10 protein-coding genes, 1 tRNA gene and 1 pseudogene are annotated in these 11,800 nt (G+C 66.5%); 4 read left to right on the top strand and 8 right to left on the bottom strand.

Annotated features, from left to right (window positions below; translation table 11 throughout):
* The first annotated feature begins 18 nt into the window (after positions 1-18).
* Entirely contained in the window at positions 19-1,416 is a 1,398-nt protein-coding gene (locus tag ACFQE0_RS17770; RefSeq protein ID WP_378972012.1) for a GntP family permease, read from the top strand.
* A 224-nt stretch (positions 1,417-1,640) separates the two neighbouring features.
* On the opposite strand, the gene ACFQE0_RS17765 is transcribed toward ACFQE0_RS17770, so the two are convergent.
* A tRNA-Phe gene (locus tag ACFQE0_RS17765) sits at positions 1,641-1,716 on the bottom strand.
* 217 nt (positions 1,717-1,933) lie between these two features.
* Between ACFQE0_RS17765 and ACFQE0_RS17760 the strand changes: the two genes are divergently transcribed.
* The 3 genes and pseudogenes from ACFQE0_RS17760 to ACFQE0_RS17750 all read left to right on the top strand — a co-directional run bounded on the left by ACFQE0_RS17760 (position 1,934) and on the right by ACFQE0_RS17750 (position 5,266).
* On the top strand, positions 1,934-3,301 hold the full coding sequence (locus tag ACFQE0_RS17760; protein WP_378972009.1) for an MFS transporter: 1,368 nt from the start codon (positions 1,934-1,936) through the stop codon (positions 3,299-3,301).
* The gene (locus ACFQE0_RS17755; RefSeq protein ID WP_378972007.1) at positions 3,298-4,212 is read left to right on the top strand and encodes a DUF6925 family protein; all 915 of its coding nucleotides are present in this window, start codon (positions 3,298-3,300) and stop codon (positions 4,210-4,212) included. The genes ACFQE0_RS17760 and ACFQE0_RS17755 overlap by 4 nt, the downstream gene beginning before the upstream one ends.
* Positions 4,209-5,266, top strand: a pseudogene (locus ACFQE0_RS17750) (HoxN/HupN/NixA family nickel/cobalt transporter). Before ACFQE0_RS17755 ends, ACFQE0_RS17750 begins: the two are co-directional and overlap by 4 nt.
* A gap of 31 nt (positions 5,267-5,297) precedes the next feature.
* Here ACFQE0_RS17750 and ACFQE0_RS17745 read toward each other — a convergent pair.
* The 7 genes from ACFQE0_RS17745 to ACFQE0_RS17715 all read right to left on the bottom strand — a co-directional run bounded on the left by ACFQE0_RS17745 (position 5,298) and on the right by ACFQE0_RS17715 (position 11,735).
* Positions 5,298-6,227: a hypothetical protein gene (locus ACFQE0_RS17745; protein ID WP_378972004.1), complete on the bottom strand. Its 930-nt coding sequence runs from the start codon at positions 6,225-6,227 to the stop codon at positions 5,298-5,300.
* Between the two features lie 192 nt (positions 6,228-6,419).
* Positions 6,420-6,926: a copper chaperone PCu(A)C gene (locus tag ACFQE0_RS17740; RefSeq protein WP_378972002.1), complete on the bottom strand. Its 507-nt coding sequence runs from the start codon at positions 6,924-6,926 to the stop codon at positions 6,420-6,422.
* A gap of 112 nt (positions 6,927-7,038) precedes the next feature.
* Entirely contained in the window at positions 7,039-8,853 is a 1,815-nt protein-coding gene (locus tag ACFQE0_RS17735) for a tetratricopeptide repeat protein (RefSeq protein ID WP_378971999.1), read from the bottom strand.
* A 9-nt stretch (positions 8,854-8,862) separates the two neighbouring features.
* Positions 8,863-9,501 (bottom strand): DUF3540 domain-containing protein, encoded by a 639-nt coding sequence (locus ACFQE0_RS17730; protein ID WP_378971997.1) that lies wholly within the window; start codon positions 9,499-9,501, stop codon positions 8,863-8,865.
* Positions 9,498-10,634: a hypothetical protein gene (locus ACFQE0_RS17725; protein WP_378971994.1), complete on the bottom strand. Its 1,137-nt coding sequence runs from the start codon at positions 10,632-10,634 to the stop codon at positions 9,498-9,500. Before ACFQE0_RS17725 ends, ACFQE0_RS17730 begins: the two co-directional genes overlap by 4 nt.
* 26 nt (positions 10,635-10,660) lie before the next feature.
* On the bottom strand, positions 10,661-11,062 hold the full coding sequence (locus ACFQE0_RS17720) for a DUF4150 domain-containing protein (protein ID WP_378971992.1): 402 nt from the start codon (positions 11,060-11,062) through the stop codon (positions 10,661-10,663).
* 4 nt (positions 11,063-11,066) lie between these two features.
* Positions 11,067-11,735 (bottom strand): pentapeptide repeat-containing protein, encoded by a 669-nt coding sequence (locus ACFQE0_RS17715; protein WP_378971989.1) that lies wholly within the window; start codon positions 11,733-11,735, stop codon positions 11,067-11,069.
* Between the last annotated feature and the right edge of the window lie 65 nt (positions 11,736-11,800).

The following is an 11,800-nucleotide window of genomic DNA, read 5'->3' as shown; positions in this document are numbered from 1 at the left end:
GTTTGCGTGGTCGGCCGCATGAATTTCGTGATCTGTCTCGCTGCGTTGTTCTTTTTGATGACAGTCGCGTATCGCGGCTACAGCGTCATCCTGTTCGCGCCGCTGGCGGCACTGGGCGCGGTTCTGATCACCGATCCCTCCGCTGTCCCGCCGATCTTCAGCGGGCTGTTCATGGAGAAGCTGGTCGGATTCCTGAAGCTTTATTTTCCCGTCTTCCTTCTCGGCGCCGTCTTCGGGAAGCTGATCGAGATTTCCGGCTTCGCCCGTGCAATCGTCAGCGCGGTGACGGGGCTCCTCGGAACCAGCCGCTCGATCATCGCCATCGTGCTGGTCGGCGCAATTCTGACCTATGGCGGCGTATCCCTGTTCGTCGCGGTGTTCGCGGTCTACCCCTTCGCCGCGGAGCTGTTCCGCCAGAGCGATATTCCGAAGCGGCTGATCCCCGGGACCATTGCGCTGGGTGCCTTCACGTTCACGATGGACACACTGCCGGGCACCCCACAGATCCAGAACATCATCCCCTCGACCTTCTTCAAGACCAACGCCTACGCTGCGCCTATCCTCGGCATCATCGGCGCGCTCTTCATCTTCAGCGTGGGTATCGCCTATCTCGAATGGCGGCGCCGCGCCGCTGCCCGGCGCGGCGAGGGCTACGGAACCGGACACGCCAATGAGCCCGAGACGGTCGAGGTGGCGAGGCCGATCCATCCCGCCGTGGCCCTGTTGCCGCTGCTGATCGTCGGTTTCGGCAACAAGATTCTTCTCGGGGTCATCGCTTCGGCCTACGGCGCGCAGGCCAGCGTCGTCCTGAGCCCGGAGATGGCAGCCCATCCGGTCACGGTCGACGTGAAGGCCGTGACGGCTATCTGGGCGGTCGAAGGCGCGTTGATCCTGGGGATCCTGGCGACACTCATCCTCGGCTTCAGAAACATCCAGGGCCGCTTCGCCGAAGGGTCGAAGGCGGCGGTTGCAGGCTCTCTCCTCGCGGGCATGAACACGGCCACGGAATACGGTTTCGGAGCCGTGATCGCGGCCTTGCCCGGCTTCAAGACGATCTCGGACGGGCTCGCCGCGATCCCCAACCCCCTCGTCAACGAGGCGATCACCGTGAACGTCCTGGCGGGCGTTACGGGCTCTGCGTCGGGCGGGCTTTCGATCGCGCTGGCCGCGCTCTCCGAGCGATTCATCCAGGGAGCGCAGGCGGCGGGCATCCCTATGGAGGTTCTCCACCGGGTCGCCTCAATGGCGAGCGGCGGCATGGATACGCTGCCCCACAACGGTGCGGTGATCACGCTGCTCGCGGTGACCGGTCTCACGCACCGGCAGAGCTACGGCGACATCTTCGCCATCACCATCATCAAGACCGCAGCGGTCTTCGTGGTGATTGCGATTTACTACCTCACGGGAATCGTCTGAGGGCGCCACCGCAATCGGCCTCGCGTCCCTGCGATGAGAGGCCGCCGAAGCCGCCTGCCTGTGCGCGCTGGCCAACGGAAGGCACGCAAGCCTGCGACCGCGGAACGTTGTAGCGAGCAGAGGCGGCGATCGCGCAATCGCAAGTAACGCCTGACTAAGGACAGGCGCCAATATTGCTCTAAAGATAAGGTCTTTGGCTTGGGATCAGCCGATTAGCGAACTGATGGTGCCCAGGGGCGGAATCGAACCACCGACACTGCGATTTTCAGTCGCATGCTCTACCAACTGAGCTACCTGGGCGTCGACGCGGGCCGTTTCGGCTGCGGACGGCGGGGGTATAGGGGGTGCCGAGGCTCCTGTCCAGCCTCTTCGTGCGCTTCTTTCCGATGGCAACGAACACGACGCCCGCGTGGGGGCACCCTCCCTTTTTGCAGAGCTTGCGCTAAGTCGCCGTGACCCCGTCGGATGGGATCGGGCCGTGCGGCTCCGGCGCCGAACGGGCCGGAGCGTCTGCCGCATGGATCTGGCCAAGCCCGCCGCCCCCAAGCCGTCCGTCCCCAAGCCGGCCGCCGCTCAGCGGACTGATCTCGACCGCAAGGCCGTGGGGGCCGTCGTCCTCGGCAACGCCCTCGAATTCTACGATTTCACCGTCTACGCCTTCTTCGCGAAGGCGATCGGCGAGGCGTTCTTTCCCGCCACGGATGCCAGCCACAGTTTGCTCGCCTCGCTGGCCCTGTTCGGTGTCGGCTACGTCATGCGGCCCATAGGCGGCGCCGTGATCGGCGCGCTGGCCGATCGCGCGGGCCGCAAGCCCGCGATGCTCGTGACCATCGCCCTCATGGCCATCGGCATGCTGATGCTGGCCGCCTGCCCCAGCTACGCGCAGATCGGCGGTTGGGCGCAGGTGATCGTCATCGCCGGACGATTGATCCAGGGGCTCGCGTTGGGCGGGGAGGTTGGCCCCTCGACCGCCTATCTCCTCGAAGCCGCGCCGCCCCGGCACCGCGGCTTCGTCACGAGTTGGCAGATTGCGAGCCAGGGCTGCGCCGCGCTCTTCGCCGGCCTCGTCGCCACGATCCTGGCCTTCGCCATCGGCGAGGCTGCCATGGCGGAATGGGGCTGGCGCGTGATGTTTCTGCTCGGGCTCGCCGTGGTCCCGGTCGGCCTCGTCATCCGGAGCCATTTGCCCGAGACGGCAGGCGAAGGGGAGGATCCGACAGCCGCCGGCTCCGCCTGGGAAGTCGTCCGGCGTCTGCTGCGCGACCACGGGCGGCTTCTGGCACTCACCTTCCTCGTCATCGCGGCCTCCACGGTCTCGAATGCGGTGGGGACGAACATGCCGGTCTATGCCGGGGCGACGCTCGGCCTGAGCACGACCGTCGCCACGGCGGTGCCGATCGCCCTCGGCCTCGCCTCGGTGGGCTTCCCGCTCCTCGGGGGCTGGCTTGCGGACCGGTATGGACGCCGTCCGGTCATGATCTGGCCCCGGGCCGCGATCCTCGTCCTGGCCGTACCGGCCTTCCTCTGGCTGCTGCACGCCCCAGGCCCGGCCGCGATCTTCGCCGTCACGTTCCTGCTTTCGGCGCTGTCCTCGATCAACGCCGCCGCGATCATCGTCGGCATTCCCGAATCGTTGCCGCGCTCGGTGCGCAGCACCGGGCTCGCCTTGGTCTACGCCCTCTCGGTCTCGATCTTCGGCGGCAGCACCAACTTCATCATCAACTGGCTCGTCACCACCACGGGGGACCGGCTCGCCCCGGCCTACTACCTCGCCGCCTTCAGCCTCATCGGCACGATCGCCGCGATGTTCCTGCCAGAGACCCGCAACCGCGACCTCGACGACGAGACCGCTGCCTCTGCGCCCGTCCGCGCCGCCGCCGAGTGAGGCAGACGGCGCACGAGGCGAGGGACGCCGCGGCGCATGCGCTGCTGCGAGGGGCGCTGGAGGATTCCGGGACCGGCTGGACCTTCGGCAGCTTCGGGGCCCTCGCACAATTCCGGCGCGATTCCGGTGAAGCTGTGACGCCGGTGCGGGATGGCCGTCTCGGACACGTCACGCGCCGGGGGGCGATCGTCCTTACCCCCTGCCCCGAGTTGCGTCCGCTGGCCTACGAGACGGCCTTCGTCTCCGGCTGGAGCCATGCGGTCGCCCTGTGCCTGCCGGAGGAAGCATGCGCCATGGCGGGGCGGGACGCCTTTACCGAACTCGGGCCTGATCGGGAGGCCGCACGAGAGGAGGACCGCCAAGCGATCCTGTTCGATCTCGGCCTCGGCCTGCGCGCCGTAGACGCCTGTCTGCGTGTGTCCGATCCGGCCCTCCTCGCGTTGCTGCGGGCGAGGAATGAGCCGAAGCTGGCGCAGGCGATCGCGGATCAGCCGGTCGTCTTCCTCACGCGCATCGGGCGGATCGAGGTCTATCCGCAGCCTGAGGACGCACCGAGGGACAAGCGGGTCTTCATCGAGAAGCAGGTTCTGCGTGCCAGGCGCACCCATCCCGCGACGGCGCCGATCCCGGAGGGGTATGTTCCTTGCGGCGCGCTCCACCCGCCGCATCCGTGCAAGGATGCGCAGGGCCGGACGATCCCCTTCGAGCGGATGCGGCACGACGCGTTCCAGGCGCTCCTGGACAGATGGGGCGATCCCGCCCTCGTGGCCGTGAAGCGCGCCGCCGAAGCGGGATCTGCTCCTCCCCCTGGACCGGGCTTGCGCAATCGCTACCTTCGGGCGGCGCTACGGGCCGCCGGGGTCCAGGCGCCCTATCTACGCGGCGACGCCTCCCTCCGGTCAGACGGGTGACAGTGGTCCCTTCTCCCTCCGAGACATCCCGCCTCAGCCGGCGGATCGCCATCCTGGCCGTTCTGCTGCTCGCCGCGAATGCGGGAGCGTGGCTCTGGGCTTGACCGCATTCGCGGACAATCCCACCCTGCTTTCGACCGCCCTGCTCGCTTACGTGTTCGGCCTTCGCCACGCCGTCGATCCCGACCATATCGCCGCCATCGACAACGTGACGCGCAAGCTGATGCAGGCCGGGCAGCGTCCGGTCTCGGTGGGCCTGTGGTTCGCGCTCGGCCATTCCACCGTGGTGGTCGCGGCCGCTGCCGCCGTGGCCCTCGCGACGACCAGCCTGCTCACCGCCTCCGACGAGTTCCGGCGACTCGGCAATCTCATCGGGACCAGTGTGTCTGCCGGCTTCCTCATCGTGATCGGACTGGTGAATCTCGTGGTGCTGCTCGGCGTGTGGCGCAGCTTCCGGCAGGTGCGCCGCACCGGGCGCTACGTGGAGGCCGACCTCGACGGGATGCTCGCCGGTCAGGGCTTTCTCGCCCGCTTGCTGCGCCCGCTGTTCCGCCTCATCACGCGGTCCTGGCACATGTACCCGCTGGGCTTCCTCTTCGCCCTCGGCTTCGACACCGCCACGGAGGTGAGCCTGTTCGGCCTCTCGGCGGCTGAGGCGAGCCGCGGAGCCGACCCCTGGTCGATCCTCGTCTTCCCTGCCCTGTTCACGGCTGGAATGGCGCTCGTCGACACCGCCGACGGCGTGCTGATGCTCGGCGCCTATCGATGGGCCACCGTGCAGCCCATGCGGCGCCTGTTTTACAACCTCACCATCACGGCGCTTTCGGTGGTCGTGGCCCTAGGAATCGGGAGCCTGGAGGCCTTGAACCTCATCGGCGACAAGCTCGGCCTCGATGGCAGCTTCTGGCGCTGGGTCGGAGCCGTCAACGACCATTTCGGCGTGCTGGGCTTCGCCATCGTCGGCCTGTTCGCCGCCGCGTGGCTGCTTTCCGCCCTCATCTATCGTCTCGGTGGGTTCGACCGCGTCGCCGTCGCCCCCGCCGAGCCGCGCTGAGATCCGAAAGCCGTGTCCGCCGAATGGCGCGCTAGACGGGTTCTGCTTCCTCGTTGGTGCGAGCCGTCTTGGAGGCCTTGCCGGGACGGCGGCGCTTCATGAGGGCTTCCGCCGGATCGGTGTTGAGGGTCGCCTCCGGGACGACGATCGGACCGTCGGGCGCCGGAGCGGATGGGGCCGGCGACCTCGGATTGAGCAGAGCAGGCAGATCGCCCTGGAAATAGAACGGGCCGACATGAGTCGTGCGCACCCACGGGGCCGCGTAGACCCGACCGCCGATATCCCGCCACCGCTTACAGAAGGTCAAATCTTCCGAGAGGAGGCGCCCGTCCGGCTCGCGGTCGAAGCCGAAGAATTCGACCAGCGTCTCGACGTTCGGGACGAGGTGCCGGTAGGCGTCGGGGAACCGGCTCCGCGCCATCGGATAGGCTGCGTCCATGCTGATCAGGGCGGAGCGCGCGATCATCATCAACCCAGCTCCGCCGCCATGGATCTCGTTCAGTCTATCCCCGCTGAAGCTCGAGTTGTCGCCGAGACCGTAGAAGTTCGTGCTGTAATCGGCCATGTGCAGCGCGATTTCCCGAGGCGTTAGATCGGGCCTCTGGCGCGCGCTCTCGATGATCGCCGTCCAGTTGATGTGCTTGGCGGGATAGGGCCCCAGCACGACGTCCCGCTGCTCGGCGAACATCCGTACGATATCGACCCCCTCGAAGCCGATGTCGGCGTCGATGTAGAGCATATGCGACAGGTCGGTGTGATTCAGGAAGGCGGCCGCGGCGACGTTGCGGTGCTCGTGCAGCAGCGCCGTGCCACTCACATAGAAGTACTCGAACGCGATGCCAGCTTCCGCACAGGCCCGCTGAAGGGACAGAAGCCCCGTCACGTAGGGCATGTAGCAAGCCGCCCCGTAGACGGGGGTGGCGACGAAGAGGCCCGGACGGGCGGGGGCCGGTTCGACCATCGCGGCGATTGCTCCGTGACTGCATTCGATCCGGGCGAGCCATTGACCGGCCCACACGGATCGAATGTGCTCTAACCCAGAGTTTCTGCGCCGCCAAGATAATATTGTACGATACAATCTAGACCATTACAGCCGTATAGATTGCAAGTTTACTTTGATACTGACTGAAAGTTGTGATTTCGAGCTTGCCGCTCAGTGATGGTGGGATCCGCTATGTCCGGCTTCCGGCGCGGCACCGCCGGGTGCCTTGGCGGCCAGGGCCTCTACCGTGAACGACACCGGCACGGAACCAGCCTTGGCGAAGGAAAGGCTGCCCTTCACGCTCTCGCCCTTCTTGAGGGGATCCTTCAGACCGAGGAACATGAGGTGGAGACCGCCCGGCTTGAGCGTCACCGTCTCGCCCGGCTTGATGACGAGGCCGTTCTCGACGGGAGCCATCTTCATCACGCCGCCCTCCATCGACATGGAGTGGATCTCGACACTGCCCGCCTGTGCGAAGGTGCCACCGGTCAAGGTATCGGGTTCGTTGCCAGTGTTGGTGACGGTGAGATAGCCGCCCGCGACCTTGGCGCCGTTCGGCGTCGCCCGCGACCAGGGTGGGCCGATCTTGAGCGAGCCTGCGGTGAAATCCTCGGCAGCCGCACCGCCGGCAAGGAGAGGCGAGAGGCAGAGCAGCACGACTCGGGCAGTGACACGCATGGATGATCTCTCCTTCGGCGGTCCGATCCCATGGACGAACCGCGCCGGGCCGATGGGTTAGCGCCCCGTCCGCTTGCCGGTCAACGCGCGACGCCGCGTCTTCATCGCAGGATCAGGAGCTTGCCATCGCCGGTTGCAATTCTGCGGGGGCGCTGACTTCTGCTACGATGGACGTGCAGGCGGCGCGCAGTGTCGCGACAACGGCGGACCAGTCCCCCGGCCGCGTTTGCCGCGCGACGCGCAACGTCGGGTACCAGAGCGCCCGCTCGCCTCGGCTCGCCCAGTGCCAGGGCTGATGCGCGCCGACCGCCGCCATCCCCGGCACCCCGAGGGCGCCCGCCAGATGCGTTGCGGCGGTGTCTGGCCCGATGACGTAATCGAGGCAGGCGATCGCCGCGATCATGTCGGCGAAGCCCACGAGGCGAACCCCCGCATCAATGGCCTCGGACCAGCGCGCGAGGGCGTGCCGTCCCTCCCCCATCATCAGGCTCACGGGGGTCGCGCCGGGGGGAATGGCAGCACGAACGTCGTCCATCCTGAAGCCACGCACGTCGAGGCTCCATGTGAAACCGATCCAGGGGCGCGGGTGCTCCTGCAACGCGTGAAGCCAGCGTGCCGCGAGCGCGGCGTCCGCCGTCAGGTAGGGCTGCGGGTCCGCGAGCCAGTCGCCGTCGATGTCGAAGCACCGCAGCACGCTGAAAAGCGGCAGGGTCGCCTCGCCGGGCTGTGGGGGCCCTTCTTCGAAGCCGACCGGCAGGTGGGCGGCGAGCGGCAGGAAGTGCTCCTGCGCGTGCAATCTCACCCGGCCGTCTTCGCCTGCCAGCGCGGGCAGGAAGCGGCTGAGCAGGATGAACTCGCCGGCTACCATGTCCGGTGGCACGCTGATGCGGACGCCGTCCGGCAACGCGCTCTCCGAACGCGGCGGAAAGCGGCCTTGCGCCAGGGCGATATCCTCCGACAGTTTCAGGGCCGTCGAGTGATCCGGCTCGCGCCGCAGGATCTCGCGGCACAAAGCATCGGCCTCGGCGAGCCGCCCGCTTTGTCGGGCGGTACCGGCCAGGGCGTTCAAGGCGGCGGTGGAGCCAGGATTGGCCTTCGCGAACGCCGTGAGGTCGGCGAGCGCCCCCTCCGGTTCACCTTGCGCGAGACGGATGCGGGCCAGGAGTTCGCGCGCGCCCACGAGATTCGGGGCGAAGGCCAGGAGCTTGGTGCACGTCGCCTCAGCCTCCGCGAGGCGCCCGGCCTCGGCTTGGCAGCGGGCGAGATGCTCGAGGCCGTCGCGGTCCAGAGGTTCTGCCAGCCATGCGCGTTCGGCTAGCGCCAAAGCCTCGCCCGCCGCCCCCTGGCGCAGGCAGCAGATCGACAGGCCCCGCATGAGGACGGGATCCTCCGCCCCGCGTTCCAACGCTTCTCGAATGAGTCGCTCCGCGTCGGCATGGCCGCCCCGCGTCAGTGCGATGAGTCCGAGGAGCCCGATCGCCTCCGCGTTCTCGGGGTTTCGGGCCAGGGCAGCGACGGCAGCCTCTTCCGCCTCGACCGTATCGCCCGCCAGGAGCCGCGCCCGCGCGAGAGACAGGAGGGGAGCCTCCGCCTCAGGCGCCAGCGCAGCGGCACGCTGCAGGCAGTGCCGTGCCTCGGCGTGACGCCCTGCCATCTGATGCGCCGCGCCGAGGTTGGCGCAGAGGCCCGCATGGGTCGAAAACGCGGTGGCGGCGCCGCCGAGGACGTCGTTTGCCCGCGTGAGATCTCCGCGGAGCAGCAGGAGGCTACCATAGGCGTTCAAGGCGTCGGGGTCGTCCGGGCACGCGGCGAGCGCCGCCTCGATCAGTGCGGCGGCCTCCTCGGCACGCCCGGCCGCCAGGAACCGGCCCGCCGCCGCGAGCCGTTCGCTCTGCCGCGCCGCTTCCTCGGTTGAAACGTTCGTCACGGGTTTCGCTCAGCCCATGGAGATGCGCTTGCCGTCCATCCGCAGATCCTCCGCGACCGCGACGACCTTGCTCTGCGCCGTCTCGCTGGCGATCCCGGTGACCTTCACGAGGTGTGTCTCCGCCCGCAGCGAGTCCGTGCCATCCACGATGGCCGTACGATCGCCCGCTCTCTCGATCATCGTTTCGACGCTGGTTTCGTGACGGCGGGCCGAAAGGGTGAAGCGCTCGACGACGCCGGTGATGGCCTTGCCGAGCCAGGTCGTCGTCTCAGCCATGAGCGCGAGGCTGCGTCCCTGGAGATCGAGCCTGTCGCCCGTGAGCCTGAGGTGGCGACGGCCGGTCAGCGTCAGCGTTTCACCCTCGACGGCCATCGCCCCGTCGCCGGGCAGCGCCAGGACCGCCCCGGTGGAACCGTCTCGCTGGAGCACCTGCAGCACGACGCTTTCCCCACCCTCCCGGAGCACAAGCACGGAGTCGCCGGGCCGGGGGCGGATGAGGCAGCCGAACGCGATCCCCGCGGACCGGAGCTGCCCGTCCTCGTTCAAATCGAGCCTTTCTCCGGTTTCGGAGATCGCGATGACCGTGGCACGGGCGATCGAGCTGACGATGGCGGCCGGTGCCGCGCGGTGCAGTCGGCGGGCGGTCATAGGAACATCGTCATCCCAGCTTGGACGCTCTTTATCGCGTCGACCTTTTCCGAGAGAAGCTTTCCAGCTTTTGTCTCGATCTCTTTCTTTGAGTCTTTGTAATCCGATTTTTCGAGATCTGTATGGTTCTTTGTTATAGACATATTGTTGATAGATATGCTTCTATTCGTAAATTTCAAATCGGTTTGGTCGACAACTTTGATGTCGCTGCCGGTCAAGAATTTTTGATCATTGTTGCCATATTTTTGATCGAGGCCCGACACTCTCTTGAATGTGTCACCGACATTAGATTTGAATTCGGTTCCAATTATTGCGTCTTTTTTCACGCCTACTATAGTATTTTCCTGCCTGCCAAACGTGAAATTCTCATCGATCGAGATTGTGAGAGTGACGCGTCCTCCGAGCCTTATGGATCGCTCAAGGCCAACTGTTATCGTACTTGATGCTGATAGTTTCACTACGCTTTCAGCGCCAACCATCAGCGTTGATTTAAGTCCAAGAAATTCGTCAGATTTTGCTCCCATATATACTTTATGCGTATTTCCTGAGACCTTTCCTTTGAGATCCCCGTAGGCGACCTGGGTCATATGACCTTCCGCAACGATATGGATGTTGCTGGGAGCTGCCTTCGTGCCGGCGTGGATGTTGATTCCATTCTGAGCGAACAGATCGTGCTTGCCGTTCAGGACGGAGTAGGCCGAATCGCAATCGGTGACCTGGGTGACGTGGCCCTGCCCATACTTCTGCAGCACGGCGCCGCCCACGGTCTCGTTGAGGTCGTGGTCGGTGTAGAGCAGGACGCCGTCGTTCGAGGACGCAATGGGAGCGGACGGGATCGCTTCGAGAGTAAGGGCTCCCGGCGATGGCGCGCCGAAGGAGGCGGAGTAGTCCGGGCCCATGAGGTCGACGCCATCTGCCGCGCTTTGCCCCTGCATCGCGGGCTCGCCCGACACCTTGCTTCGCGTCGTGGCCAAGTGCGTGACCAGCGGATCCTCCTCCTTGTTGTACGCCACGTAGCTGCCGAGGCGGAAATAGGAGGAGTCCTTGAACGGGGCGTTCGGTTGCTCCGGTTGCAACAGGCGGAGGAAGGGGCGCCCCGCCCGACCGGTGTCGTTCTGTGTCGTGTTCGTCATTGGCACCTCCTGTCTCGGCATGCACCTCAGCGGGTCGCCATGACCTTGACTTGCGATGGGGCGATGGTGGACCCGACGATGTTGGGAGACAGGCCGTTCTGCTTCGCGGGCATCCCGAACTTCGCGACCGGGGGGCCGCACACGAAGACATTGTTCGATCCCATCATCGCGCCCGCAGGGCCCATGACGAGCCCCGACACGACGCCCAACAGCACACCGGCGCTGTCGCCCATCGTCATCGGCATGACGGTGCTGAGGTTGTGAACCGGGCTGCCCATCGCGAGCACCTTGAACTGGCTCGGGACTGCGGTGGGGAGCATGGCGACGTTGGCATAGGGGATCGGGACCGGGATCGGGCCGATCGGCGTCTTGCACACGTCCATGCAGCCCAGGTTCATGCCGCCGACATTCGCGTTCCAGAATGACATCGCTTCACACCCTGGCGGCGAGCGTCCGGACGACGTTCGGATCGTAGAGTTCGCCGACGGCACGTGCGCTCACTGTGTCGAGCCTTGTGCCGCGGTGGCCGTGGAAGGTTGCGCCGTCGGTCCGTGCGCAATGGAAATCGGTGCGGAGGAAGTGGGCGTTGCTGAAATCCGCCTGGGCGAGGCCGGCATGGTGGAACTGCGCGTAATCCAGCCGGCCCCCACGGAAACTCGCGGCTTCGGCCTCGGCACGGTGAAACACGGCGCAGGAAAGCTGCGCCGCGTCGAAGCGCGTCCCCGCCGCCCGGGCCTCCTGGAACACGGCGTTGTCGAGGTGCGCCTCAGTGAAATCCGCCCCGCTGAGGTCCGCCCCTGCAAAGATGGCCGACGATGCGCGGGCTCGCGTCAACGTCGCGCCTCTGAGGCTCGCTTCCACGAGGACCGAGCCGGTGAGATCGACGCCTGACAGGTTCGCCCGGTCGAGTTTCGCCCTCAGCAGGTTCATCCGCGTCAGGGTGAGCCCACGCAGGTCCCGATCGGTGAGGTCGCACTCGGCGAGGAGAACGAGGTCGCAGCGGAGTTCGGCGAGAACCGCCCGGCGCAGGTCGACCTTGGTGAAGGCCACGTTGACGAGTGTCGCCCCGGATAGGTCGATGCCGTGGAGCGCACAGTCCAAAAAGGCTGATGTCTCTGCGGTGCAGCGGGCGAGCGTCGCCGCGGCGAGGTCGCAGCGGAGCAGTG

Origin of the sequence: Methylobacterium komagatae, assembly GCF_042661665.1 — a bacterium.
Lineage (GTDB): Bacteria > Pseudomonadota > Alphaproteobacteria > Rhizobiales > Beijerinckiaceae > Methylobacterium > Methylobacterium komagatae.
This window is presented reverse-complemented; position numbering and strand designations above follow the sequence as displayed.